This window comes from Mucilaginibacter arboris, assembly GCF_009754915.1.
Lineage (GTDB): Bacteria > Bacteroidota > Bacteroidia > Sphingobacteriales > Sphingobacteriaceae > Mucilaginibacter_A > Mucilaginibacter_A arboris.
Window position 1 is genome coordinate 46952 of record NZ_WPIK01000012.1, and the last position, 25777, is coordinate 72728.

The following is a 25777-nucleotide window of genomic DNA, read 5'->3' on the forward strand; positions in this document are numbered from 1 at the left end:
CTTTTATCGATGAAAAATCTGCTTTTTGCTTTCGTACTTATTCTTCTTTGCTCTGCTGGAAATACATTTTCCCAGCAAAAGGATTTCTACCAATGGGCCGCAACTCCACCTATGGGATGGAACAGCTGGGATTGTTATGGGCCAACAGTAACCGAAGCCGAAGTAAAAGCGAACGCAGATTACATGGCAAAAAACCTTAGAAAAGTAGGTTGGGAATATATCGTGGTCGATATCCGATGGTATGTTGGCAACGATAAAGCGCATGGTTATAACCAAACCAATCCGGATTATGTATTGGACCAATATGGCCGTTTTCAGCCTGCTGTCAACCGTTTTCCTTCGGCTACAAATGGAAAAGGCTTTAAACCGCTTGCAGATTACATCCACAGTAAAGGTTTAAAGTTTGGTATTCACATCATGCGAGGCATTCCGGTAGAAGCTGTAAAACGGAACCTACCGATATTAGGAAGTAAAGCAACAGCAAAAGATATTTACAGCACAGAGCTGCAATGCGAATGGCTGAAAGATATGTACACAGTAGTTGCCGAACGTCTTGGTGCACAGGAATATTACAATTCGGTCTTCAAACTCTACGCTTCCTGGGGGTTGGATTTTGTTAAGGTTGATGATTTATCGCGCCCTTATCATACCAAGGAAGTGGAAATGATCCGAAAAGCAATCGATCAATGCGGACGAAAAATAGTTCTAAGTACTTCTCCCGGAGAAACGCCTGTAGCAGATGCAGAACATGTAGCAGATCATGCTAACATGTGGCGCACTGTTGATGATTTCTGGGATAATTGGAAAATGCTGAAAGACCATTTTGACGTTTTTGAAAGATGGAATCCGTACCGAAAAGAAGGTGCGTGGCCAGACGGTGATATGTTACCTTTAGGAAGAATCGGGATACGTGCCGAAAGAGGCAATAACCGGATGACGGCTTTTACAAAAGATGAACAATATACCTTAATGACTTTATGGTGCATTTTCCGTTCGCCTTTGATGTTTGGCGGAGATTTGCCTTCTAACGATGCTTTTACGCTTTCTTTAATCAACAATACAGAAGTATTAAAGGTGCTTAAAAACAGCACCAACAATAAACAATTGTTTAGAACAGAACAGGCTGTTGCTTGGGTAGCTGATGATCCGAAAACAGGCGATAAATTTCTGGCTGTTTTTAACCCAACAGATCAAGCAGAAGCAGCAAAAATTCCGGTAACCTTAAATCAACTTGGAATAAATTCAACTTGTAAAATCAATGATTTATGGAGCCACCAGAGTTTAGGAACCTTTTCAAGAGAATTTACGCCACAAATTAATCCGCACGGAGCAGGTTTATATCGAATTTCTAAACAATAAACAATCACCCCATTACAAAATCACTGAATCAAAATATCACTCAATCAAAATATCACTAAAACTATCAATATGATCAATTTAAAAGAACTGGAAGTTTGGTTTGTAACCGGCAGCCAGCACCTATATGGCGAAGAAACTTTAAACCAGGTAGCAGAACATTCTAAACAAATTGCTGCTACTTTGGATGCATCAAAAGAAATCCCGGTAAAAGTAGTATTCCAGCCGACAGTTAAAACGACAGAAGAAATTTATCAGATTTGCCAGCAAGCCAATACGGCGAAAAATTGCATTGGCATTATTGCCTGGATGCATACTTTTTCTCCTGCTAAAATGTGGATTAACGGCTTAAAAGTCCTGCAAAAACCATTGCTCCATTTACATACTCAATTTAATCGTGATATTCCCTGGGCTACCATGGACATGGATTTTATGAACCTGAACCAAAGTGCACACGGCGACCGTGAATTTGGTTTTATCGTATCCCGGATGCGCATTAACAGAAAAGTTGTAGTTGGCCATTTTGAAGATGAAGAAGCACAAAAAGAAATTGCAGCCTGGACCCGTGCTGCTGCCGGCTGGTACGATTGGCAAGGCGCAAAATTTGCCCGTTTTGGTGATAACATGCGTTTTGTAGCGGTAACAGATGGCGATAAAGTTGAAGCAGAATTAAAATTTGGTTTCTCGGTAAATACTTACGGAATTGGTGATCTGGTGCAGGTAATTAACGCAACATCCGACTCAGCGATTGACCAATTAACTGAAGAATATAACGATACTTATACTTTAGCTGAAGGTTTGCGTAAAGGCGGCGCACAATTTTCATCGCTAAAAGAAGCAGCCAAAATTGAAATTGGTATGCGCACTTTCCTGCAACAAGGCGGTTTTAAAGGTTTCAGCGATACATTTGAAGATCTGCATGGAATGGCTCAATTGCCCGGAATTGCCGTACAACGTTTAATGGCCGAAGGTTATGGTTTTGCCGGAGAAGGCGACTGGAAAACAGCAGCTTTAGTACGCGCGATGAAAGTTATGGGAAGCGGCCTGCCGGGTGGAAATGCTTTTATGGAAGATTACACCTATCATTTTGATCCTTCCAATCCATTGGTTTTAGGTTCGCACATGCTGGAAGTTGACCCGATATTGGCTAACGGAAAACCAAGTTGCGAAATTCATCCTTTAGGCATTGGCGGCAAAGCCGATCCTGTTCGTTTGGTGTTTAACGCTGGCGGAGGACCAGCTTTAAATGCTTCTCTAATAGATATGGGCAACCGTTTCCGCTTATTGGTTAATACCGTAGAAGCCGTAGAACCCCAGCACGATTTACCAAAACTACCTGTAGCGCGTGTGTTATGGAAACCAATGCCAAATATGAAAACCGGCTGCGCAGCTTGGATTTATGCTGGTGGCGCGCATCATACTTGTTTCAGCCAGAATTTAACTTCTGAACACCTGCAGGATTTTGCAGCTATTGCTGGTATTGAATGTGTGATGATCGATCACGACACTAAATTGAACCAACTGCGTAATGAGTTGCGTTGGAGTGAAGCTGCTTATTGCCAATTTTAGGATGGTAAAAGAAGCATGACCGTTTGAAGAAAAGGCCGTTACTAGATTGAATAACCTTTAAGGTTTGTAAAACCTTAAAGGTTCATTTTAGTAGGTTTAGATTAGTAGTAATAAGCTTCGTTCAAAAAAAGCAGATGACAATATACCACCAACCACTTTAACCGGCGATACGTACCATCTCTTTTCAAGAGCTGTTGGCAGTGAAAGTTGTTTGTATGTAAAGACAATTACCTTTTTTTTCTTCAAAAACTTAAACAGCATGCCGCAGGAGTTTGTCAATTGTATGGTTATGCTTTGATTCTTAATCATTTTCATCTGGTAGCGAGAATAAAAGGGGAAGAACAGATTATTCAATATTTTGAAGATGTAAAAAATCAGTTATGATCCCCTTAAGCATGATTTATCAGATTTTATCATGGAACGATTCAGCAATTTTTTAAATAGTTATACTAAAGCTTTTAATAAAATTTATCAAAGTAAAGGGTCTATATTTAAAGTAAAGGGTCTATATTTATGGATTACCTAACGAGAAGCAAGGTGAAAGAAGACAGCGGCTTGACGGCTTACATCTGGTATATCCATAAAAACCCTGTGCACAATATCAATTAACCAGAGCTATCGGTGATTGGAAAACTGTGTCTACCAAAATAAATATTCAAGATTTATAGGGATTTGTATCTATATAGTTTTTGAAAAACTCATGGATATAACATCGGGATTCAGACCTATAATATAATTTTAGACCTATAAGGTTTTTGGAAACCTTATAGGTCTAAATCCTTATTTCTTCAGCAATTCCAACACTCGCTCATCCCTATAATCCTTAATAAAATACAACACATTATCGTGTTCTTTAAAATCGGCTTCTTCGTGAGCGGTTGTTAAGGCAACACATTTCATTCCTGCATTTTTGGCTGCTTCCACGCCTTTGGGCGCATCTTCAAAAACGATGCAATCTTCCGGTTTCGCACCCAATGCTTCCGCGGCTTTTAAAAATGTTTCGGGGTTGGGTTTGCTCTTGTCTACATCATCTGCACTTATTATCGCTTTAAAATAATTGCGCGAATGGGTATGATCTAACAAATAATCAATATTAAAAGGGATGGCTGCAGAAGCAATCGCCATTGGTATTTGTTGTTCATCAGCCTTTTTTAAAAAATCCTCCAAACCATCAATCAGCTTTAAATGCGGCTTAAACCTCGATTGGTAATCTTTTTCCTTTTTCATGGAATACTCGTCCATTTCTTGCTGGCTGAATTTTCCTTTTCCAAAGATCCGTTCTAAAACTTCCGGATTTTTGCCGTACATTTCTTTTTTAACTTCTTCTTTGGTTAAACCGGCACCTAAATCGTCATTTAATATATCAAACCAGGCTTCTGCATGAAATTTCATATTATCGGCCATGGTTCCGTCCATATCAAATAAAAAAGCCTTATCGGGTTGCTGATTGTTATCCATACTTAGATTACAATTGTTGCCCACAAAGGTTGCTTAGAACAGGAGATAAATTCTATTGATCGATTGACAATTGATCTGCGCCCGCAAATAAAAAACAAAAGTCTGCTACCTTTTGCCTTTCCGCCTTTTACCTTTCCGCCTTTTTCTGCTTCAAAGCCTGTTCTGCAAAAGCCATCAGATCGTTTGGGTTCATAAAACCCATTGTTCCTAAAACAGGTTTTGTATTTTCATCAAAAATAATTAAGGTTGGATAAGCTTGTAATCTCCATTGTTGCGCTAAAGCCGGACCTTGTCCTTTTTCCATATCAATAGAAACATTCACAAAGTTTTGATTAAAAAAATCAGCAACACGTTTATTGGTAAAAGTGCGCATTTTCAACATTTTGCAAGGGCCGCACCATGTGGCGTAGCAATCTACAAAAATGAACTTTTTTTGCGCCGATGCTTTTTTTACCGCTGCATTCCAATCATTTTCAATAAAAGTAATTTTATCTGCGGAAGTTGCTTTTATTTCGGTAGAAGTTTTGGCAGGAACACTTGTTTTAAAGGAAGCTACCGAAAAAAGTATTGGTAAAAGAAGCATTCCAAAATATTTCATACTCATCAAATTTATGTTTAAAGAAAGATAACATTCTGCTGCTCAATTGTAACATTGATTTTTAGAACTTTGTAAAATATAAAATCTTTTCTTACTTCTAAGTTACAATTTTATTGATATTTCAAGGTGTCCGCCCAGTCCTTCAGAAATAATACGTTGCAAGGTAGAAAAACGAATGTCCTTCAAATCCTTCTCCAGTTTTGAAATGTAAGATTTATTTGTGCCAGAAAGTTCTGCAACCTGTTCTTGTGTCAAACCCTTTTCTTGTCTTGCTTGTTGGATAAGTACACCTAGTTTAAATGCCTCAAAACCTTTATCAAACTCATCACGCTTTTTTGTCCCTTTAGGTCCAACTTCTTCATCTATAAATTCATTAAGGCTTGTCAAATTTTTTTTCTTCATCATATTCCCTTTTAATTTTTTCAGCTTTTTCAATTTCGCTTATTGGCGTCTTTTGTGTTTTCTTTTGAAATCCTTGCCCAACTACAACTAAGTTATTGTTGTCGAAGAAGCAAAAGATGCGAAATATATTGTTGCCAACCTGTACTCTTATTTCATAAAGGCCATCGGTATTTTCAAGATGTTTAAAGTAGTTTTCAGGAATTCTGTCAACGGTTTCAATTATATTTAACGTCCAAAGTATTTTCTTTTGTACTTTCCAAGTCTGCTGCTGATAAAATTCCCTGAAATAATCTTTAAAGAAAAAAAGCGCACGTTTGTTATTCACGAAACAAAAATAACAAAAGTAGTCCTATTAGACCACTTATTTAAAATTTAACTTAAAAGCATTACAGATAATTATTAAATATACGAAACAGCATATTTATAGTTCAAGCTTATTTTACAAAAGTTACAACGTTTAAAAAGCGTTCAACAGTATAAGTTGCTAATTGTCCGCTTGGCCCGTTTAAATTGTAATCGCAACCATGCGTTGCCCAAGGTAAGCTCAGAAAAAAGTGTTTTACTTTTAGCTGGTTTAACTTCGCATTTAAACGAACGCTGTGCTGGTAAGAAACCAAAACATCGTTTTTACCGTGAATAAGCAAGGTTGGAACAGATTGCGCATCTACTTGTAAAATTGGAGAACTTGCTGCATACCTTACGGGAACTTGCTGATAAGTTCCGCCCAGATAATCTTCCATTACCTGGCGCGAATTTAAAACTAATGGATTTGACGGAACAGCATATCCCCAAATCATATCTGCCGGGCCATAATAACTGATTACGCCTTTTATGCCTTCATTTTTTAAAGTATAAGCCGCAAGCAAGGCAATTTGTGCACCTGCTGATCTTCCTAACAAAACAAAGTTATTCGTATCAATTTGTAATTTTTCTGCATTTGCTTTTAAATAACTGATCGCACTTTTAACATCTTCTACCGGAGAAGGATTTTGATATTCTGGCGCTAAACGATAATCGATAGAAGCAACCTGGTAACCTCTTCGAGACAAATAACTGTTCAATTCGGGCAATTGCTTGTCGTCTCCGCCGCTCCAGGAACCGCCATGTACAACAATAACACAGGGTTTTTTAGATGCTGTTTTTACCGGATAAAAATCCAAACTTAAACTAATGCCGGGATAAGTTTTGTAGGTGAAAGTTTGAAACGGAACAGCTTTTCCATCGATACCCGAAAACATGGAAAAGAAAGAAAAAGGTGTTTTAAGATGAGGGACTTCTAAGTTTGAAGCCCGGTTTCCAAAAGTGGCAGCAAGTTGACCGGGAAGTTTCGAAGCAATTCGTTCAGCCCTAAAAACAGGTGATAAAAACAGCATCAACGCAATTAATGCAAATAGATTTCCCACCTTTTTATACCAAATGTTCCTGCTTTTTAGCAGAAACACGATGAGCAGCACGACAATAAAAATATAGGAAAACTCGGTAACCAGAATAGCGAGTATCCAAAGATGGTAAGTTGGCGCCGGAAAAACCGCCAATAAAGACGCCAGGAATAAAAGAAAGATCAGGATAAAGCGAACCATCGGTTAAGTTAGATGAATAAATTTCAGACAGTTCTTTTACGCCTCCAATTATATTTTTCTCAGCCTGATGATCCGTAAATGGTGCATCAGTTTTATCACCGGAAAAGTTGGATCAACCTCAAACCATTTTTTAGCAAAATTAGCATCGTTTGGTTTTTTGTGATGATTGTTCTGGAAAAGTTCGCCTAACATTAAAAAATCCAATGGCAGCATATTTTTACTATGATCTTGGTTATCGAAATTGGAATAACCGTATTTATGCCCGCACCAATTCACAATCGCTCCATGCAATGGTCCCATTAAAAAATGGATTGGCAGCAATAAAAACATCCACCAATGGGTGGCAAAAGCAACATAAAAAGCAATGTAAAACAAGCCAAAGGCAATACGACTTGCCCAACTATCGCCTATTTGATCAATAAAATTCCAAATTGGATAACGATCTCTAAAAGCTGGTTCAGGTTCGATCTTATGCTTTTGGTAATCCATGTAGATATTTTTTGTTTTGATCATCAATCCCCAAACATCTTTTACAAAATGAGGCGAATGCGGGTCTTTTTCTGTATCGCTGTACGTATGGTGCATCCGATGTAAAATGGCATAAGCACGCGGGTTTAAAAAAGATGAACCCTGAAAAACATAAGTCATCAGGTAAAATGTTTTTTCCCAGAAAGGGCTTAGTTTAAACATTTTATGCGAAGCATAACGATGAAGAAAGAAAGTTTGAAAAAACAAAGAAAGAAACCAGTGGGACAAAAAGAAAATAAGGATAATCATCTAAAAATTATTGGGGCCTAATTTATTAACGGTAAAATAAAGGCATTAGTTTTGCTTGTATTAATTGCATTGCGAAAATAAGCCTAATTAACGTTTGAAACAAAAATGCAGGATACAGTAGCAGGAATTAAGTTTATTGCAGTTTTAAAGAACTTATTTAACTAATTTTATATATACTAACCCTAATCACACTAAATAATTTCGTTTTTGACTAAAACAGCAAACAAAACATTAAAAACATACCCTATTATAATATATACAGGGTAAAATATACAAAAACTGTTAATATCTTAATTGGAATTTTACTTTTTTAGCTTTTATTAATTTGAAATCAACCAAAAAAATTGATTTTAAAACAAAAAAAGATAGAAAAAACATCAAAAACAGAAAATAAATTTTCATTACATTAATATTACAAAAAAATATTTTGTTTTTTAAGAAGATAGTGTTACCTTTACACTATCAAAAAGAAAGAAAAAAATTCTTTTTATTTTAAATAGTCTTCTCATAATTTAGGTTTATAATTGGTTAGTAAAAGCTCCTGCCCATCAGGAGCTTTACTTTTTTAACAAAAAAAAGCCGGACTAAACGCTTGTTTAACCCGGACCAAAAATATAATTGTAATTACTTAATTACTTCTTCCTCTAAAAAGCGAAATTAGCCAGATAAGTACCAGTATTACTACAACTACGGCTATAATACCAACAGCAGCGCCTGCTTTAAAAATTCCGCCAACAACAGAACAACTGCTTAGCACCATAATTAGTGCTACAACAAGTATAGAAAGGTTTACTTTTTTCATTTTGCTTTATGTTTAAGTTATGAAGCTAACAGGATGGTTTAAGTATTGTTTTGTACACAGACTGCTGATGCTTCTTTTAGCACCTGTTTTTTGTCATCTGCGGTTAGACCTTTTAGAAATTACCCAAACAATTAATCCCACAAAAATTAATACGGAATAAATACCCATTTTAAAACCGGCCCTGAAAACTCCACCAACTACCATACAACTTTGAAATGTAGTTGTTAAACTAAATAAGCCAAACAGAAACCATTTTTTCATGCTGTAATATTATCAATTTTGAATGGTTTAAAACCTACCTATTTACACTATTCATTTTGGCAGGTTTTTATTCTGGATATTGCCCACTAAAAACAATCAATCTTTGCGCTTTCTTGTTCTTGCACAACAACCAAAACATAATTACTATGAAAAATAAAACAGGAATATTTTTAAATGAATTAGGAACGGCTATTGGCATTGGCGTAATGGCCGGAATTGTTGGAACTGCCGCTATCACCATTTCGCAAATGATTGAAATGAAAATTGATGGCCGCGAACCAAGTTCTGCACCGGCTGATGCAGCTTCTAAAGTGCTTGACATGCAGCCTGCAAATGAAGAAAAAAAATCAAAAGTATCCCAGCAAATCCATTGGGCTTATGGTACATCTTGGGGAATTGCACGCGGATTAATTTCGTTAACCGGATTAAAAGGATGGAAAGCTACTTTAGTACATTTTGCAGCGATCTGGGGAACAGCAAATGTAATGTTGCCTGCATTAGAAGTTGCTCCGCCGGCAACCGAGGAAGATGCTAAAACCATTTCTGTAGATGGTTTGCACCATGCGGTTTATGCTGTTGCTGCAGGTTTAGCTTTTGATGCGATCGCTGAGAAAACTTCTGAAACCGCTTTACATAGAGAATGGGTCTCTGCAAAAAAGTATTTCAAAAAAAAATTAGCATAAGAAATTTATCCAATAAAAAGAGCTTCAGAAAAATTCCCTGAAGCTCTTTTTGTTTTGGTAGCAATTGTTGTTGCTTTAACCTGCCTGCTCCAAAATCTGCTTTCCTAAATGCTGAATTTCTTCTGCACTTAATATTAAAGCTTCATGTCCATTTGGTTCATAAATCCAGATACCATTTTCGTTATCCATCATACATCCACACTCCTGATTGTTATAATATAAACTATACGTTGGCCTTGATTCCGTTTCCACTTTTTCTATTCCAACTTTCATTGTGTGATCTTTTCTCGGTATATCAACACTAAATTGACTCATAATTACTTTTTTTAAATTTTTATTTTTTTTGATGCTGATTTTTATCCGGTAAAAACAGCATTCATTGTAAACTCGGTACTTCTTTTTAAGGAAGTTTTAATCTGTAAATAGCATAAGGCGTAGTGCGCTTGTTTACACCTGCATTATGTTCAGGCGTTTTTTGAATTTGAGAACAGCTTACATACAAATAACCATCTTTAGAAACAGAATAACTATCGGGCCAAATTAAACGTGCATCTTTAACAACAGTAGTCATTTTTAAATTAGGAGAAATTTTTACAATTGATGAATTTTGCACATCACCTAAATACAGGTTTCCCTTTTTATCAAATTCCATTCCATCTGTAACCGCATATTTTCCTAAATCTTCAACATAACCTTTCAGCTTTTGTCCGGGTAAAGTATCATTTCTTAAAAACTCTGTTTTAATACGATACAGTTTAGTATCAGTTAAAGGTTTGTAATACAACCAATCGCCATCCGGAGATAAGGCAATACCATCAGAATCAAATTTAACCGGCTGTCCGTCCTGCTTCAATTCTTTTCCATCAATAATAAATTTAAAATCTTTATCGGTATGAACAGAATAATGGTTTTGCAAAACTTGCCGGGCTTTTCCTGATTTTAAATCAACCACAACAATTCCGCCTGTTCCTGAATTAGTTATATAAGCAAACTGTCTTTTTGTATCTACACGCACATCATTTAAATAACTATGCTCATCGGCAATGCCGCCATCAAAAGTATAAGTCCGCTCAACTTTGTTGGTGTTCATGTTAATTTTAACAAGTTTAAAGCTTTGCTGGTAAACTTTGTCCAACTTTGGTGCAGCAGGATCAATTACCCACATTGCATCTTGATCGTCTATATAAACAGCTTGTACGCAAACCCATTTGTTTTTACCGCTTTCACCTGGTTTCCAACTGTTCATCGTTTCATCAGGATAAGGCTTAACTTTATTACCAGGCAAAACTTCAACTAAAGCATATTTATAAATAGCAGGCGTCCATAAAGGATAATCTGTAAACAATCTTCCTTTTGCAGAAATGGCTACGCCAGTTAACTGATAAGTTGGATCTGAAAAAACCTGTTCAAGTTTTACAGAAGAATTTCCGTTAGGGTTATCTGCAGCTTTATGCCCTGCATTGTTGCCGGTGGTAGCATCGCTGTTTTTATTCGCATCACTGGCAGAAGGCTGGTTGCCGGTTTTATTGTTGTTACAGGAAGCAAAACCAGCAGCCAGTACAACCATGATGTAAGTTAGTATTTTTTTCATGATGACTAAACCTGATTTATGACGAAAAGGTTTAGAAATTTCGTGATGAAAGGTTTCAATACTTACCAAAATTACCTTATAAAAGAAGCATGTACAAGTAGCTGTAATTTCAATGCCAGCGATATTTAATGGTGATGTTTAAAAAATACCAGATAAATTTGTTTGATAATATGATAAGCGGCAAAGCTCCAGAATAAAATAGCAATACTTTTATTGATTATTTTACTGCTGAGTGCAAATTTATTTTTGATGTAATTAGCAGACTTTGCATAGATATATAAACATAAAAATGCGCCAAGCGCAGAACCTAAACTAAAAATAATCAGTTCAAAACCAGAAGCTTCTATCCATTCGTGAGTAATTAAATAAGTGCCGGTAATTAACCAGAACGGAATTTGCATTGGGTTTAAAAAACCCAGGATAATGCCATATTTAATACTGTCTTTATCTGAATAATTTTGGCTTGGTTCTTCATTTCTGTTGCGCCAGGTTACAAATCCGAGAACACTAAACAATACCACCATTACCCAATCAATAATAGTAGATAAATTCATTTGTTGCGAAAGCCAGCTGGCGCCCTGCATAATCAGCAAAGTGAAAAAAAACTCGATAACCGAAAATGCAGAAATAAAATAAATCCCTTGCCTTAAACCGCGATTTATAGTGATTTGTACAAGCGTTAAATTGATATTTCCGGGAGGAACATAGCCAATAAAATTACAGAATATGCCCAAAAAAAATGTTAGAAAAATCATGTAGCAAAAGTAATCAGGTTTTTTAAAACAGAAAGTTTATTAGGTTTTGATTATAGCAAGCATATTACAATTTTTAGTGTATAAAAGAAGCATATTTATAAAAAAGAAAAAACCGCTCTGTTTAAGCGGTTTTTCTTTTTTATAATATTCTAAAACAGTTATGCCTGTTTAGCAAACTGCGCGTTGATGATCAGTTTTATATCTTCTCCAACTACTATAGATCCGGCTTCTGTAATACCGTCCCAGGTTAAGCCAAAATCTTTACGGTTAATTTTGCCGCTTACTTCAAAACCAGCTTTTAAATTTCCATAAAAATCAGTTGCAGAACCACCTAATTCAACCTTTAAAGTAACCGGTTTGGTTACATCTTTTATGGTCAAATTTCCGGTCAGGTTATATTCATCATCATCAACTTTGGTAAAAGAAGTTGATTTAAATGTGATTTTCGGATATTTTTCAGCATCAAAAAAATCAGCAGATTTTAAGTGTGTATCGCGTGCTTCCTGTGTAGTATCAATACTATCTACATCTAAAGTAAAATCAATTTCTGCGTTTTCAAAACTATCTTCAGGGGCTTCGCAGCTCCCTTCAAATTTTCTAAAAAATCCTGTTACCGTAGAAATTACCAGGTGTTTAACTTTAAACTGAACTTCGGAGTGTAATGGGTCTAAGACCCATTTAGTTGCTGTTGCCATTTTATTATTTTTTAAAGGATTAAATATTACTTACAAAGGAAATAAAAATGATTGTTTAAACATCTTATTTTAAAACAATAAAATTATTATTTGAATGTCAAATAGTTACCGGCTTTAACCGTTCTTTTAAAAATTTTCCGGTGTAAGATTTTTTATCTTTTATCAATTTATCCGGCAGCCCTTCAAAAACCAGGTTTCCGCCCCGGTCTCCGCCTTCCGGCCCAATATCAATTACCCAGTCTGCACATTTAATTACATCCATATTGTGCTCAATTACTACAATGGTATTTCCCTGTTCCAATAAAGCATTAAAAGATTTCAACAGTTTTTTAATATCGTGAAAATGAAGCCCGGTAGTTGGTTCATCAAAAACAAACATGGTTTTACTGGCATTATTTCCTTTAATCAGGAAAGAAGCCAATTTAATGCGTTGCGCTTCTCCGCCAGAAAGTGTGTTTGATGATTGCCCCAATTGCACATAACCCAAACCAACTTCTACCAAAGGTTTTATTTTGTTGAGGATTTTGGTTTCTTTTTCAAAGAATATCTGCGCTTCATCAATTGTCATTTGTAAAATATCAGCAACATTTTTATCCTGATAGGTTATATCCAGCACATGTTGCTTAAAACGTTTTCCGCCACAAGCTTCGCAAGGCAGAAAAATATCAGCCATAAATTGCATTTCTATTTTTACTTCGCCTTCTCCCTGACAAACATCGCAACGTCCGCCTTCTACATTAAAACTAAAAGCTGCCGGTTTTAAGCCCGCTGCTTTGGCTGCCGGCAATGCTGCAAATAAATTTCGGATATCGTCCCAGGCTTTAATATAAGTAACCGGATTAGAACGCGAAGAACGGCCAATCGGGTTTTGGTCTACCATTTCTATTTGTTCTATTTTGTTGATATCGCCTTCAATCCCATCGTAGCCACCTGTTTTTTCTCCCGAATAATTGCCCAGGCTTTTTTGCAAAGCAGGATATAAAATCCGTTTAACCAAACTCGTTTTCCCCGAACCGGAAACGCCGGTAACAACTGTAAGCACACCAAGCGGAAATTTTACATCAATGTTTTTCAGGTTGTTTTCGCGTGCTCCTTTTATCAGTATAAAATCGTTCCAGCTTCTGCGTTGTGTTGGCACCGGAATTTCTTCACGCCTGCTTAAATATTTTCCAGTTAAGCTAATCTCATCCGTTAATATTTCATCGTAAGTTCCCGCAAAAACCAACTCTCCTCCGTGTGTTCCAGCTTCCGGCCCAATATCAATCAAATGATCTGCAGCTTGCATAATTTCTTCTTCGTGTTCTACTACTAAAACAGTGTTCCCCACATCTCGCAAAGATTTTAAAACGGTAATTAAGCGTTGTGTATCACGAGGATGCAAACCAATACTTGGCTCATCCAAAACATAAACAGAACCAACCAAACTGCTGCCTAAAGAAGTTGCAAGATTAATTCGCTGTGATTCTCCTCCGGATAAAGTATTAGAAAGCCGGTTTAAGGTGAGATAACTTAAACCAACATCATTTAAAAACTGTAAACGATTGATGATTTCCAACAATAAACGTTTTGCAATTTTTTCATCCTGCTGATTTAAAGTTAGGTTTTGGAAGAAACCTAAGCACTCGTCCATCGGCATCAAAACAATATCTGTAATGGACTTAGAATTTATCTTGACAAAAGAAGCATCCTGCCGCAAACGGCTGCCTTTGCATTCCGGACAAGTTGTTTTTCCGCGGTAACGCGATAACATTACACGGTACTGGATTTTGTAGGTTTGCTCTTCCAGCTCTTTAAAATAAGCGTCCAGTCCGCGGAAGTATTTATTGCCGCTCCAAACCAATTGCTGCTGTTTTGCAGTTAACTGACTATAAGCACGATGGATAGGAAAATCAAACTTAATGGCATTGGTAACCAAAGCATCGTTCCATTCCTTCATTTTTTCGCTTCGCCAGGGCGCAATTGCGCCATCATAAATGGTTTTGCTTTTATCGGGAATCACCAAATCTTCATCAATACCAATTGTTTTGCCGTAACCTTCGCATCTTTTGCAAGCACCATAAGGATTGTTAAAGCTGAAAAAATTAGGTGAAGGTTCCTCAAAACGAATCCCGTCCAACTCAAAACGATCACAAAAAAACTGGTCTGTTTCCGGTTCTTCTTCTGTTGGTTTATAGCGGAGGTAACAATCGCCCCGGCCTTCAAAAAAAGCAGTTTGAACAGAATCTGCAATCCGGCTTAAAGTTTCTTCTTCGGAATTGATAATCACGCGGTCAACTACAATAAAAACCTGATGATCTTCCTTTAATTGTGCATCTTTTACGTTGGTATCTTCCAGGATTTGTTCTATCCGCGAAACCTTTCCTTCAAACAAAACCCTTTGAAAACCTTTTTGCAGCAAAACAGCCAGTTCTTCTTTTAATGTTCTGTTATTGTGCGGATGCAAAGGGCAATAAACGGTAACAGCCGTATCATTTGGTAACGCGGCTGCAAAATTTACGACATCGGTTACGGTATCTTTTTTAACAACTTGTCCTGATTTTGGCGAAATTGTTTTTCCTATCCGGGAGAAAAGCAATTTCAGGTAATCATAAATTTCGGTAGAAGTGCCAACGGTAGAGCGCGGGTTAGATGTAATTACTTTTTGCTCGATGGCAATAGCGGGCGCAATGCCACGGATGTAATCAACGTCCGGTTTGTTCATCCGGCCTAAAAACTGACGGGCATACGAAGAAAGGCTTTCTACATATCTGCGCTGGCCTTCGGCATAAAGCGTATCAAAAGCAAGCGATGATTTACCCGAACCAGACATGCCTGTAATTACGACCAGTTTATTTTTGGGAATGGCCACGGTAAGGTTTTTAAGGTTATGCACCCTTGCACCTGCTATTAAGATATGGTTTTTTGAATCGGTATCTGTTTCTATATTCATTTAATAATTATCTATGGTAAAAGAAGCATCGGGCTAAAACTGTTTATAAAAAAACAAAAATACCGTTTCATTGATATAAAATACCTCTTCATCGATACAATATACCGATAGATTAATAGAAGCAGGTATTTTTAATTTAATATTTGATTTGTTTTATAATAAAAATTTTATTTTATTTGATATTGTATTTGTTTAAACTCCTTTTAAAAACGGACTATCGATAGAACTCTACTATTTCAAATTTTTTTCACTTAAAAAGAATAAGGTAGGCAGGTCTATGGAGTTTAGAGAGACGAGTGATCAGGAGTTGATCAATCTGTACATTTCTGGTAACGAAGCTGGGTTAACAGAACTCATCCGAAGGTACCAATCAAAAATATATACATCTATTTATTTATTAGTAAAAGACGAATATCTGGCCGAAGATATTTTTCAGGATACTTTTATTAAAGTTATTAATACACTTAAAGCAGGTAAATATAACGAAGAAGGTAAATTTTTACCCTGGGTAGCCCGTATTGCACATAATTTAGTAATCGACCATTTCCGAAGGGAGAAAAGAACACCTTTGGTTAACAATGGAGAGGACTTTGACATTTTTGAAGTTTTGGGCCAGTATGATGAAAGCGCAGAAGACAAAATGGTACGCGAACAAACCTATATTGATTTAAAAAAACTGATCCATTTGCTGCCATCAGAACAGAAAGAAGTTTTGATTATGCGCCATTACGGCGACCTTAGTTTTAAACAGATTGCCGATATTACCGATGTTAGCATTAATACAGCTTTAGGCCGCATGCGTTACGCTTTAAATAATTTAAGAAGGATGATGTTAAGCAAGGAATTGTTACTGAAAGATTAGTATAATTTTTACACTTTATAATATTTTTTTTGGGTTTCCGTTCAAATGCTAACAGACTTTAAAATCTCTACAAGCTTATGACCGAAACCTCTACAAAAAACAATGTAAACCCTGTTAGCAACAACGGTTGTGTAACCGAAGACATGGATGATTTTCCGGATGAATTAGATGCCAAGCACCAGCAGTTGTATTTAACGATAGCAACACATTTAAGCCTGATTCAAATTCATCCGAAAGAAGAAACTGTTCTTAAAATCATTAGCTACTCCAGGGCAAAAAAATAATTTTTCATACAAAACAAAGCCTGTTTCTTTAAAAAATGAACCGGGCTTTGTTGCTATGCTTCTTTTATGGCATAAAAATTTAAATGAAATTTGTATGGAAATTGGAAGGCTAAAATTTATTTAGGTTTGTAACATGCTTAAAACAGATCGTTATAAAGCTTTTGTTGCTTATTTTTCTGCCCATCAACCTAATCCTGTTACAGAACTTCATTACAATTCGCCTTATGAATTATTGGTTGCCGTTATCCTTTCGGCGCAATGTACAGACAAGCGTATCAACCAGGTTACACCCGCCCTTTTTGCCCGTTTTCCAACACCGGAAAGTTTGGCAGCAGCAACAGTTGAGGAGGTTTATACTTACATCAAAAGTGTAAGCTACCCGAACAACAAAGCCAAACATTTGGTTGGAATGGCTAAAATATTAGTTGCAGAATTTAATGGAATTGTTCCGCAAGGCATAGATGATTTACAAAAAATGCCGGGCGTTGGCCGTAAAACAGCTAATGTAATTTCTTCTGTTGTTTATCAGGAACCTGCCATTGCGGTAGATACACATGTTTTTCGTGTGTCGAACCGGCTTGGCCTTACCTTTAATGCAAAAACACCTTTGGCTACAGAAATGCAGTTAATGAAGTATTTGCCGAAAGAATTACTGGGTGTTGCCCATCACTGGCTTATTTTGCACGGGCGTTATATTTGTGTTGCACGAAACCCTAAGTGCGAAATTTGCCCGCTTACCCATTTTTGCAAATACTTCCAGCAGATGAATACAGAAACGGCGTTGAAGAAAAAGGAACTTCAACAGATGCAAAAAGCAAAGCTAATTCAAAAAAACAGAAAACTGAACCCAATTGCTGCCCGGCTTAAAAAATATACCATACCAAATACAGTTGATAGTATTGATTGAATTAAGTATGTTTACTACTTCTTTTATGCCTGTTTTTATTATATTTTTTTGATAAAAAAATTAGCATAATATAATTATTTCATCTACCTTAGCGCCTGAAAAACTAAAATAATGAGTACAGATAAAAATAGTACAGATAAATTAAAAGCGTTACAGCTTACTTTAGATAAACTTGAAAAATCGTATGGTAAAGGTACGGTAATGAAATTAGGCGATACTGCTATTGATCCGGTAGAAGTTATTTCTACAGGTTCCCTCGGTTTGGATATTGCATTGGGCGTAGGCGGTTTGCCAAAAGGACGTGTAATTGAGATTTACGGGCCAGAATCATCGGGTAAAACCACGCTGGCAATCCATGCTATTGCAGAATGTCAGAAAAAAGGAGGCATTGCAGCTTTTATTGATGCAGAACATGCTTTCGATCGTTTTTATGCACAAAAATTAGGCGTTGATATTGAGAATTTACTTATCTCGCAACCTGATAATGGCGAACAAGCTTTAGAAATTGCAGATAATTTGATCAGGTCCGGCGCAATTGATATTATTATTATTGATTCCGTTGCAGCTTTGGTACCAAAAGCAGAGATTGAAGGTGAAATGGGCGATTCTAAAATGGGATTGCAGGCACGTTTAATGTCGCAAGCGTTGCGTAAATTAACTGGCATGATCAGCAAAACCGGCTGTTGTTGTGTATTTATTAACCAATTACGTGAAAAAATCGGTGTCATGTTTGGCAACCCGGAAACAACTACCGGTGGTAACGCCTTAAAGTTTTATGCTTCTGTCCGGTTGGACATTCGCCGTACTTCGCAAATTAAAGATACGGACGAAGTTTCTGGTAACCGGGTAAAAGTGAAAGTTGTAAAAAACAAAGTAGCCCCGCCTTTCCGTTTGGCTGAGTTTGATATTATGTTTGGAGAAGGAATTTCTAAAGCCGGTGAGATTATTGATTTAGGTGTTGAATACAACATCATCAAAAAATCCGGCTCTTGGTTTAGTTATGGCGAAACGCGTTTAGGACAAGGCCGTGATGCCGTAAAAAATATCATCCTGGATAATCCTGAAATGATGGAAGAACTGGAAGTAAAAATCAGGGAAGCAGTTACCGGCGTAGAAGCTGTAACAGAACAAGAATAAGTATACTTCTTATAAAAAAATACCTGCTAAAAGAAGCATCTGATTTAACAGTCAGATGCTTCTTTATTTTCCGCCTGTTCTGGCATACATATAAATAATAGCAAGGATCACTCCTAAAACCAGGACTATTAAACCGGTAGAACGCCTTTTTTTATCCTGCCACATCACCCAAAACAAAAATGCAACTAACGGAACTACAAAAATTGCCCAAAAAATTAAAGAAGCTGTACTCATTTTATCCTATTAAAATTGCATTCTGGCCAAAGGTGCTATTTGTTGGCCAACGAAATCCTGTTTTAAAAATTTATAATATCCGGTCATGGCAATCATGGCAGCATTATCGGTACAATATTCAAATGCAGGAATATAACAGTTCCAATGCTGCTGATCTGCTGTTTGCTGCAATAAATTCCGCAAACCAGTATTAGCAGAAACGCCGCCAGCCAATGCTATTTCTTTTATTTGATATTGATCTGCTGCCTTTTTTAATTTATTGATCAAAATTGTTGCAATTCTTTTTTCGATAGAAGCACAAAGATCATTCATATTCTCTTTTAAAAAATCAGGATTTGCGGCAACTTTATCCCTTACAAAATACAGGAATGCTGTTTTTAGCCCACTAAAACTAAAGTTCAAACCCGGAATTTGCGGTTCAGGAAAATGAAAAGCTTCGGGATTACCGGTACGTGCATATTTATCAATTAAGGGTCCGCCGGGATAAGGCAACCCTAAAATCCGGCTTGTTTTATCCATTGCTTCCCCGGCTGCATCATCCAGTGTTTGCCCTATAATTTCAAAATCAAAATCAGTTTTAACCAATACAATTTGCGTATGTCCGCCAGAAACGGTAAGGCAAATAAAAGGAAATCTGGGTTTAGGCGCTTCAATAAAATTAGCCATAATGTGCGCTTGCATGTGGTTAACTTCTATTAAAGGCAGGTTTCGGGCAAGTGCAAAAGCTTTTGCAAAAGAAACACCAACCAGCAAAGCGCCTAAAAGACCGGGACCGCGGGTAAAACTAACCGCATCAATATCATTTTTTGTAACTTTAGCCGTTAATATAGCTTGCTGAACGGCAGGGATAATATTTTGCTGATGTACACGGGAGGCTAACTCCGGAACAACACCACCATAAGCAGCATGGATACTCTGGCTGGTAATTACGTTACTAACCACAGAGCTATCTATGCAAATGGCGGCAGAGGTTTCATCACAAGAAGATTCTATCCCTAAAATTACAGGCATTTGTTTATTTTATACTAAGCTGCAAAGTTATTAAAAAAGCACTCAAAATAACGTTACTGGTCCTGCTCCTCCTCATTCTGATGCTGGGGCTGCTTGTATTTTCTTTTCAATTTAAGCCGGTACAAACCTGGGCAGCCAAAAAAGCAACGCATTATTTATCAAAGGAACTAAATACAAAAGTTGATATTAAAAGCTTGTATATCAAACCTTTTTCTTCTGTTGTTCTGGAGGGTTTGTATGTTTTGGACAAGCAAAAAGACACTTTATTAAGAACGCCGTTATTAACCGTCCAGCTTAGCGGTTTTTCTGTTTTTAACAGTATTTCCGACCGTAAAATTGATTTTAAAAACATCACGCTTACAGATGGCTCTTTTTACCTGAAAAAACTGAAGAACAAGCATACCAACCTGCAATTTATATTAGATTATTTCAACTCAGGCAGTAACGCTCCAAAAAAGAAAAGTAAACCCTGGACTACCAATTTTGAAAGAATAACCCTGAACAACTTTCATTTTAGGTATAAAAATCAATTGGTAGATACCATAATTAACGGCGTAAACTTTGATGATATTAATTTGACCGGCTTAAATATTGCAACAAGCCATCTCGATTTAAAAAACCATTTGTTTAAAGCAGCTATCGAAAACTTAGCTTTTAAAGAAAAAAGTGGTTTTATCGTACAAAAACTTGCTTCCTTGGTCACGATTGATACCAACCAGATCGAACTGCAAAAGCTTACGCTAAATACGCCTCATTCCAGAGTAAGAAACTATTTCAGGATGGGCTTTAAAAGCTTTGATGATTTTGATAATTTTGAGCATAAAGTGATGATGACGGCAGATTTTAAAGATGCCCATTTATCATCTGCTGACATTGCTTTTTTTGCTGATAAATTGCACCATGTTAAGTTTGAACTTGGATTGGATGGCGTGGTAAAAGGTAAAGTGGATAACCTGAAAGCTAAAAACCTGGCTGTGCAAGCCGGACAGGCAACCTACATTAAGGGAAATTTCAGTATGAAAGGCTTGCCCGATTGGGAACAGACTTTGATGGAGCTGAACATTGAACAGGTTTCGACCAATAAAAAAGACCTCGATCTTCTATACAAGAATTTTGCCGATAAAAGAAGCAGTGCCATTCCGGCAATCGTAGATAAGTTTGGAAACATTAGCTTTAGCGGGCAATTCACAGGTTTCCAGAATGACTTTGTAGCTTATGGGAAGTTTAAAACCAAGCTGGGCAGTTTTAGCTCTGATGTGAACATGAAGATCAAAGGTGATGTGCCAAGTTACAGCGGCAACATTAAAACCTTTGATTTTAATTTCGGAAGTTTATTAAATGAACCTTCTTTAAACCGCGCTACCATTTCTGCCGATGTTAACGGCGCGGGTTTCGATTTAAAGACGCTTACTGGTAAACTGGATGCAAAAATCCAGTCGTTGGATTTTAACCGCTACCGTTACAGCAATGTAAACGTTAACGGTACTTTCCGCAAAAAATATTTTGATGGGGCAGTTTTGGTTAACGATCCGAACTTAAAATTAAATTTTAAAGGAAACGTAGATTTAAACCCTGCTTTACCTGTGTTTCACTTTAAATCGGATATAAAAGGGGCACAATTGAACAAGCTTCATTTTTTAAAAGATACCCTTTCTGTTGATGCCCAGTTTAGTTCTAATTTTTCAGGGAACAGTATTGATAACATCAATGGCAATTTATTGTTAAGGCAGGTAAGGTTAACCAACCCAAGTAATAATTACCTGGTAGATTCTTTGTATTTTGCTGCTGAAGGAACAGGCAGGTCACGGGAACTTACGCTAAAATCTTCTCTTGCCGACGGAAGCTTAAAAGGCGATTACGATTTAAATACCTTGCCGTCCTACTTTAAAACACTGGTAAAAAAATATATTCCTTCGCTTCAAACTAAATTTGTTCCGCCAAAACCTCAAAATTTTGCCTTCCGCCTAAACCTGAAAAATTTAGACCCGATTACAACAATCTTTATCCCGAAATTAAAAATTCCGGAACAGGGAACTTTTGTAGGTAATTTTAATTCTTTCAACAAAACAGCAACGCTAAATGGTTTGATTAAAACAATCCAGTATGATAAAATGGTTTTTCATGATCTTTTGATCGATGAAAGTACGGTGGATGATTTTATTGGTGTAAATATTTCTTTAAGTAAGGTTAATATTACCGACAGCCTTTTTATCAAAGACATCAACATTACCAACTTTTTAAAGCGCGACAGCTTAAACTTCAACATTAAACTTTCTGATAAAAATGCTATTAACCAATTGGATTTATACGGATTGGTTGAATTTGGAAGGGACACTACTGCAAAACTCAAAATTTTGCCTTCAGACATTATTATTGAACAGCAGAAATGGCGCATTGCAGAACAGGTAAGGATCAGGCTGCTGGAAAATGCACGAACACAAATTGCCAATTTTGTATTATCAAACGGCGTACAAAAAATTGGAATTGATGGCTATATTTCTCCTAAACCTGACGATAAGCTCAAGGTTACTTTTGATAATTTCAACCTCGCTTCTTTAGATCAGTTAACCAAATCTGCCGGTATCAAGCTCAGTGGCGTTTTAAACGGAAATGCTGTATTAAACGCAGTTACCAATAATCCGGGAGTAGAATCTGACTTGCATGCAGATTCCATCAGCATTAATAAAACTTTAATTGGCAACCTGAAGCTTTCGGCCCAATTAGATAATGCCAATAAAACAGCATTAGTCAACCTAAATTTACTAAACAAGGGTTTGGAAACATTGAATGTAAATGGCAAATATAACCTGGCAAGTGAGGACAATAAGCTTGATTTTCATGTTAAAATGAACCAGACAGAAGCTGTAATTCTTGACCCTTTGGTAAATGACCTGGTTTCTAAATTAAGCGGGCATATTTCTGCAGATCTTGACATAACCGGTATGCCGGAAAAACCTCAAATTAATGGCAGCATTAGTTTGCAAAATACGGGTTTAACTATTAACTATTTAAAAACCCCTTACATTATTAACGATAATGTTGTTGTTAAAAACAGCATTATAGAAATTAATAACCTGCAACTGAAAGACAACAGGAAAGGCACTGGTATTGTAAATGGTACGGTCAATTTGAATAATTTATCAAACCCTGATATTGAAGCAACTATTGATGCAAGAAACCTGCTGGCTTTAAATACGGCCTTTAAAGATAACCGTTTGTATTACGGTACTGCTTTTACCACCGGAAAATTCAGTTTTAAAGGCCCGACCGACAATATGCGGATCGATATCAAAGCTAAAACGGAAGAAGGCACCGTGTTTAACATTCCGCTTAACTCATCCAGTACAGCGAGCAATTACGATTTTATTACTTACATCAGCAGGAATTCTTCTAAAAATATAAAAAAAGACCGTTCGTTTAACGGCGTAACACTCAATTTTGACCTTACCATTGATGAAAAAACACTGGTTAAAATCACTACAGATTATGGTCAGTTAGAAGGAAGCGGAACAGCCAATAACCTCCAACTGAACATTAACAGTTCCGGTGATTTTGAGATGCGCGGGGATTATTTAATTTCTAACGGAAAATTTGAGTTTACGGCACAAAACTTTATCAGTAAAGTATTCCAGGTAAACGAAGGAGGAACGATCCGCTGGACAGGCGACCCATCCAACGCAGAAATCAACTTAAAAGCAATTTACGAAGTACGTACAGATATTAACGATTTGTATAGGGCCGCAGGGTTACCAAATGCACAAGAAAGCCAGCAAAAACTGGTAGAGGCAGAAATGATTTTGACCAAATCATTAACCCACCCGGAAATTGATTTCAACTTTAATTTTCCAAACGATCCTGCTATAAAAGATGAACTGGCCGCTTATTTAAACGATGCAACCAACCGCAATCAGCAAGCGTTAAGTTTAATTGTAAGACGGAAATTTGCAACCGGAACAGGCGGCGAAAATCTGACCAAAGAAGTTGGCAGCACGGCACAAGATGCTATTAGCGAGTTTGCTTTTAATAAACTGAACAATTTTATTTCGCAATCGAATATTAAAAACTTCGATCTGAATATCCGTTCTTTTAACGATGCCAGTGCATCTTTTCGATTATTTAATAACCGCTTGTTGTTAAACGGAAGTCTGTACAATAACCAGGTAGGAAACGACCTTTTTAATCAGAATACAACAACTCTTTTCAACTCAAATTTCAGTAATTTTACTAAAGATTTTGAAGCTCAGTATTTGATTTCTAAAGACGGAAAGTTAACGGCCAAATATTCTTACCGGGCTTTAAACAGCACGACTTTAAATACCATTAACGACCAATTGGGCCTGCAATATGTTAACGGTTTAGGTTTGGTTTACCAGCAGGATTTTGATTCCTTTTCAGAATTTTTAAGGAATATTTTTAACCGGAGAAGAAACAGCAGAAAAAATCCGGCACCGGGCAGCGGAACTTCCAAAACCAATACTGTATTGGATGATAATTAAAGCTGAACATAAAAAGCAATGCTTCTTTTATCACCTAAAAATTTTAATTGACACTATTTTTTAGGTGATAAAAGAAGCATCCGGAAAAAATCAAAAACTTATATATCTTTTAAAATGGCATGACCCATTTTATCGCGTTTTGTTTTTAAATACGTTTCGTTATGTGGGTTGGAGGAAATTTCTATGGGTAAAGTTTCTACAATTTCCAATCCATAACCTGATAATCCGGTACGTTTTTTAGGATTATTAGTCAGCAGTTTCATCTTGGTGATGTTTAAATCCCTGATTATCTGTGCGCCTACTCCGTAATCGCGCTGGTCCATTTTAAAACCCAGTTGTAAGTTTGCTTCAACAGTATCAAAACCGTTTTCCTGCAAATGGTAGGCTTTTAATTTGTTAATCAAACCAATACCGCGCCCTTCCTGGTTCATATAAACAATCACGCCTTTGCCTTCTTTCTGGATAATTTCCATCGCTTTGTGCAATTGCGGGCCGCAATCGCAGCGGCAGGAACCAAAAATATCACCTGTAATGCACGAACTATGTACCCTTACCAAAACAGGTTCATCCGGTTCCCATGTTCCTTTTACCAGTGCAATATGATGTTCGCCCGTACTCTTTTGGGTATAAGCAATCATATCAAAATCTCCCCATTGGGTCGGCATTTTTACCGAAATTTCTCTTTGGATAAGGCTTTCCGAATTCATCCGGTATTTAATCAGGTTTTCGATAGAAATAATTTTCATATCAAGCTCCTTTGCCATTACCTCTAAATCAGGCATACGCGCCATATCGCCATCCTCTTTCAAAATCTCACAAATCACACCTGCAGGTTCAAAACCAGCTAAAACAGCCAAATCTGTTGCTGCTTCTGTATGGCCGGCACGCCTTAATACGCCGCCTTCTTTAGAAATTAAAGGGAAAATATGGCCTGGCCGCCCTAAATCAGAAGGTTGGGTTGTGGGATCAATAATGGCTGAAATGGTTTTAGAACGATCTGAAGCAGAAATACCGGTAGTGCAGCCGTGGCCAACCAGATCGACAGAAACGGTAAAATTGGTTTCGTGGGAAGCTGTATTATTGCCAACCATCAGATCAAGTTCGAGACGTTGCGCGATAGAACGGACCACCGGAACACAAATTAACCCGCGGCCATAACGTGCCATAAAATTAATTACTACAGGTGTTGCATGATGGGCAGGAATAAAAAAATCACCTTCATTTTCGCGGTCTTCATCATCCACAATAATGATCATTTTACCGGCTTTTATATCTTCAATAGCTTCTTCTATACTGCTTAACATCTTTTTATAATTAAAAAATAGTTTTACGGATAAATGGGATTCAGGACAGGAATGTTTTATCCGTTATACTTAAAAGCAAAACTAAG

Annotated in this window: 24 protein-coding genes; 8 read left to right on the top strand and 16 right to left on the bottom strand. The window is 36.9% G+C overall.

Annotated elements, in window-relative coordinates; genetic code table 11:
* The first annotated feature begins 9 nt into the window (after positions 1 to 9).
* Both GO621_RS13645 and araA read left to right on the top strand, forming a co-directional pair.
* Positions 10 to 1359, top strand: coding sequence for a glycoside hydrolase family 27 protein (locus GO621_RS13645; protein WP_157567969.1), 1350 nt, complete (start codon positions 10 to 12; stop codon positions 1357 to 1359).
* A 69-nt stretch (positions 1360 to 1428) separates the two neighbouring features.
* The gene (araA, locus tag GO621_RS13650; protein ID WP_157567971.1) at positions 1429 to 2925 is read left to right on the top strand and encodes an L-arabinose isomerase; all 1497 of its coding nucleotides are present in this window, start codon (positions 1429 to 1431) and stop codon (positions 2923 to 2925) included.
* Positions 2926 to 3705: 780 nt separating this feature from the next.
* Here the strand turns inward: araA and GO621_RS13655 are convergent.
* From GO621_RS13655 to GO621_RS13690, 8 genes are all read right to left on the bottom strand, one after another.
* Positions 3706 to 4383: an HAD family hydrolase gene (locus GO621_RS13655; RefSeq protein ID WP_157567973.1), complete on the bottom strand. Its 678-nt coding sequence runs from the start codon at positions 4381 to 4383 to the stop codon at positions 3706 to 3708.
* 127 nt (positions 4384 to 4510) lie between these two features.
* A complete protein-coding gene (locus GO621_RS13660; RefSeq protein WP_157567975.1) occupies positions 4511 to 4987 on the bottom strand; it encodes a thioredoxin family protein in 477 nt (158 codons plus the stop codon).
* Positions 4988 to 5083: 96 nt separating this feature from the next.
* Entirely contained in the window at positions 5084 to 5416 is a 333-nt protein-coding gene (locus tag GO621_RS13665) for a helix-turn-helix domain-containing protein (RefSeq protein ID WP_232335657.1), read from the bottom strand.
* A complete protein-coding gene (locus GO621_RS19310; RefSeq protein ID WP_317163447.1) occupies positions 5355 to 5708 on the bottom strand; it encodes a type II toxin-antitoxin system RelE/ParE family toxin in 354 nt (117 codons plus the stop codon). The genes GO621_RS13665 and GO621_RS19310 overlap by 62 nt, the downstream gene beginning before the upstream one ends.
* 109 nt (positions 5709 to 5817) lie before the next feature.
* On the bottom strand, positions 5818 to 6963 hold the full coding sequence (locus tag GO621_RS13675; protein WP_157567979.1) for an alpha/beta hydrolase: 1146 nt from the start codon (positions 6961 to 6963) through the stop codon (positions 5818 to 5820).
* A 48-nt stretch (positions 6964 to 7011) separates the two neighbouring features.
* Positions 7012 to 7698, bottom strand: coding sequence for an acyl-CoA desaturase (locus GO621_RS13680; RefSeq protein WP_232335661.1), 687 nt, complete (start codon positions 7696 to 7698; stop codon positions 7012 to 7014).
* Positions 7699 to 8368: 670 nt separating this feature from the next.
* A complete protein-coding gene (locus GO621_RS13685; protein ID WP_157567983.1) occupies positions 8369 to 8542 on the bottom strand; it encodes a phosphatidate cytidylyltransferase in 174 nt (57 codons plus the stop codon).
* A 93-nt stretch (positions 8543 to 8635) separates the two neighbouring features.
* Positions 8636 to 8803 (bottom strand): hypothetical protein, encoded by a 168-nt coding sequence (locus tag GO621_RS13690; RefSeq protein ID WP_157567985.1) that lies wholly within the window; start codon positions 8801 to 8803, stop codon positions 8636 to 8638.
* A gap of 146 nt (positions 8804 to 8949) precedes the next feature.
* On the opposite strand from GO621_RS13690, the gene GO621_RS13695 reads away from it, so the two are divergent.
* The gene (locus tag GO621_RS13695) at positions 8950 to 9486 is read left to right on the top strand and encodes a hypothetical protein (RefSeq protein WP_198170248.1); all 537 of its coding nucleotides are present in this window, start codon (positions 8950 to 8952) and stop codon (positions 9484 to 9486) included.
* A gap of 75 nt (positions 9487 to 9561) precedes the next feature.
* On the opposite strand, the gene GO621_RS13700 is transcribed toward GO621_RS13695, so the two are convergent.
* From GO621_RS13700 to uvrA, 5 genes are all read right to left on the bottom strand, one after another.
* Entirely contained in the window at positions 9562 to 9759 is a 198-nt protein-coding gene (locus GO621_RS13700; RefSeq protein WP_157567987.1) for a hypothetical protein, read from the bottom strand.
* 127 nt (positions 9760 to 9886) lie between these two features.
* Entirely contained in the window at positions 9887 to 11077 is a 1191-nt protein-coding gene (locus GO621_RS13705; RefSeq protein ID WP_198170249.1) for an L-dopachrome tautomerase-related protein, read from the bottom strand.
* Positions 11078 to 11202: 125 nt separating this feature from the next.
* A complete protein-coding gene (locus GO621_RS13710; protein WP_157567989.1) occupies positions 11203 to 11832 on the bottom strand; it encodes a LysE family translocator in 630 nt (209 codons plus the stop codon).
* A 158-nt stretch (positions 11833 to 11990) separates the two neighbouring features.
* Complete coding sequence (locus GO621_RS13715; RefSeq protein ID WP_157567991.1) at positions 11991 to 12527, bottom strand: YceI family protein; 537 nt, start codon at positions 12525 to 12527, stop codon at positions 11991 to 11993.
* A 97-nt stretch (positions 12528 to 12624) separates the two neighbouring features.
* The gene (gene uvrA, locus GO621_RS13720; RefSeq protein ID WP_157567993.1) at positions 12625 to 15456 is read right to left on the bottom strand and encodes an excinuclease ABC subunit UvrA; all 2832 of its coding nucleotides are present in this window, start codon (positions 15454 to 15456) and stop codon (positions 12625 to 12627) included.
* Positions 15457 to 15733: 277 nt separating this feature from the next.
* Here uvrA and GO621_RS13725 point away from each other — a divergent pair, with 277 nt between their 5' ends.
* The 4 genes from GO621_RS13725 to recA all read left to right on the top strand — a co-directional run bounded on the left by GO621_RS13725 (position 15734) and on the right by recA (position 18646).
* Positions 15734 to 16318 carry an RNA polymerase sigma factor gene (locus GO621_RS13725; RefSeq protein WP_157567995.1) on the top strand — a complete coding sequence of 195 codons (585 nt, stop codon included), beginning with the start codon at positions 15734 to 15736 and terminating at the stop codon, positions 16316 to 16318.
* A 77-nt stretch (positions 16319 to 16395) separates the two neighbouring features.
* On the top strand, positions 16396 to 16602 hold the full coding sequence (locus GO621_RS13730) for a hypothetical protein (RefSeq protein WP_157567997.1): 207 nt from the start codon (positions 16396 to 16398) through the stop codon (positions 16600 to 16602).
* 133 nt (positions 16603 to 16735) lie between these two features.
* Positions 16736 to 17509 carry an endonuclease III gene (nth, locus tag GO621_RS13735; protein ID WP_157567999.1) on the top strand — a complete coding sequence of 258 codons (774 nt, stop codon included), beginning with the start codon at positions 16736 to 16738 and terminating at the stop codon, positions 17507 to 17509.
* 111 nt (positions 17510 to 17620) lie between these two features.
* Positions 17621 to 18646 carry a recombinase RecA gene (gene recA, locus GO621_RS13740; protein ID WP_157568001.1) on the top strand — a complete coding sequence of 342 codons (1026 nt, stop codon included), beginning with the start codon at positions 17621 to 17623 and terminating at the stop codon, positions 18644 to 18646.
* A gap of 63 nt (positions 18647 to 18709) precedes the next feature.
* Here recA and GO621_RS13745 read toward each other — a convergent pair whose 3' ends face one another.
* A complete protein-coding gene (locus GO621_RS13745) occupies positions 18710 to 18880 on the bottom strand; it encodes a hypothetical protein (RefSeq protein ID WP_157568003.1) in 171 nt (56 codons plus the stop codon).
* A gap of 9 nt (positions 18881 to 18889) precedes the next feature.
* Positions 18890 to 19891, bottom strand: a complete 1002-nt coding sequence (gene tsaD, locus GO621_RS13750; RefSeq protein WP_157568005.1) for a tRNA (adenosine(37)-N6)-threonylcarbamoyltransferase complex transferase subunit TsaD — start codon at positions 19889 to 19891, stop codon at positions 18890 to 18892.
* An 80-nt stretch (positions 19892 to 19971) separates the two neighbouring features.
* Here tsaD and GO621_RS13755 point away from each other — a divergent pair, with 80 nt between their 5' ends.
* Complete coding sequence (locus tag GO621_RS13755) at positions 19972 to 24387, top strand: translocation/assembly module TamB domain-containing protein (RefSeq protein WP_157568007.1); 4416 nt, start codon at positions 19972 to 19974, stop codon at positions 24385 to 24387.
* Positions 24388 to 24485: 98 nt separating this feature from the next.
* Here the strand turns inward: GO621_RS13755 and GO621_RS13760 are convergent, their stop codons facing one another.
* Positions 24486 to 25691: a bifunctional 3,4-dihydroxy-2-butanone-4-phosphate synthase/GTP cyclohydrolase II gene (locus GO621_RS13760; RefSeq protein WP_157568009.1), complete on the bottom strand. Its 1206-nt coding sequence runs from the start codon at positions 25689 to 25691 to the stop codon at positions 24486 to 24488.
* Positions 25692 to 25777: the final 86 nt, after the last annotated feature.

Bases quoted from the DNA above. Each gene is read 5' to 3' on its own strand.
- GO621_RS13710 (WP_157567989.1), bottom strand. From the start codon at position 11,832: ATGATTTTTCTAACATTTTTTTTGGGCATATTCTGTAATTTTATTGGC.
- GO621_RS13755 (WP_157568007.1), top strand. From the start codon at position 19,972: ATGCTGGGGCTGCTTGTATTTTCTTTTCAATTTAAGCCGGTACAAACC.
- recA (WP_157568001.1), top strand. From the start codon at position 17,621: ATGAGTACAGATAAAAATAGTACAGATAAATTAAAAGCGTTACAGCTT.
- GO621_RS13700 (WP_157567987.1), bottom strand. From the start codon at position 9,759: ATGAAAGTTGGAATAGAAAAAGTGGAAACGGAATCAAGGCCAACGTAT.
- nth (WP_157567999.1), top strand. From the start codon at position 16,736: ATGCTTAAAACAGATCGTTATAAAGCTTTTGTTGCTTATTTTTCTGCC.
- araA (WP_157567971.1), top strand. From the start codon at position 1,429: ATGATCAATTTAAAAGAACTGGAAGTTTGGTTTGTAACCGGCAGCCAG.
- uvrA (WP_157567993.1), bottom strand. From the start codon at position 15,456: ATGAATATAGAAACAGATACCGATTCAAAAAACCATATCTTAATAGCA.
- GO621_RS13705 (WP_198170249.1), bottom strand. From the start codon at position 11,077: ATGAAAAAAATACTAACTTACATCATGGTTGTACTGGCTGCTGGTTTT.
- GO621_RS13715 (WP_157567991.1), bottom strand. From the start codon at position 12,527: ATGGCAACAGCAACTAAATGGGTCTTAGACCCATTACACTCCGAAGTT.
- GO621_RS13660 (WP_157567975.1), bottom strand. From the start codon at position 4,987: ATGAGTATGAAATATTTTGGAATGCTTCTTTTACCAATACTTTTTTCG.
- GO621_RS13760 (WP_157568009.1), bottom strand. From the start codon at position 25,691: ATGTTAAGCAGTATAGAAGAAGCTATTGAAGATATAAAAGCCGGTAAA.
- GO621_RS13695 (WP_198170248.1), top strand. From the start codon at position 8,950: ATGAAAAATAAAACAGGAATATTTTTAAATGAATTAGGAACGGCTATT.
- GO621_RS13725 (WP_157567995.1), top strand. From the start codon at position 15,734: ATGGAGTTTAGAGAGACGAGTGATCAGGAGTTGATCAATCTGTACATT.
- GO621_RS13685 (WP_157567983.1), bottom strand. From the start codon at position 8,542: ATGAAAAAAGTAAACCTTTCTATACTTGTTGTAGCACTAATTATGGTG.
- GO621_RS13730 (WP_157567997.1), top strand. From the start codon at position 16,396: ATGACCGAAACCTCTACAAAAAACAATGTAAACCCTGTTAGCAACAAC.
- GO621_RS13645 (WP_157567969.1), top strand. From the start codon at position 10: ATGAAAAATCTGCTTTTTGCTTTCGTACTTATTCTTCTTTGCTCTGCT.
- GO621_RS13675 (WP_157567979.1), bottom strand. From the start codon at position 6,963: ATGGTTCGCTTTATCCTGATCTTTCTTTTATTCCTGGCGTCTTTATTG.
- GO621_RS13745 (WP_157568003.1), bottom strand. From the start codon at position 18,880: ATGAGTACAGCTTCTTTAATTTTTTGGGCAATTTTTGTAGTTCCGTTA.
- GO621_RS13690 (WP_157567985.1), bottom strand. From the start codon at position 8,803: ATGAAAAAATGGTTTCTGTTTGGCTTATTTAGTTTAACAACTACATTT.
- GO621_RS13655 (WP_157567973.1), bottom strand. From the start codon at position 4,383: ATGGATAACAATCAGCAACCCGATAAGGCTTTTTTATTTGATATGGAC.
- tsaD (WP_157568005.1), bottom strand. From the start codon at position 19,891: ATGCCTGTAATTTTAGGGATAGAATCTTCTTGTGATGAAACCTCTGCC.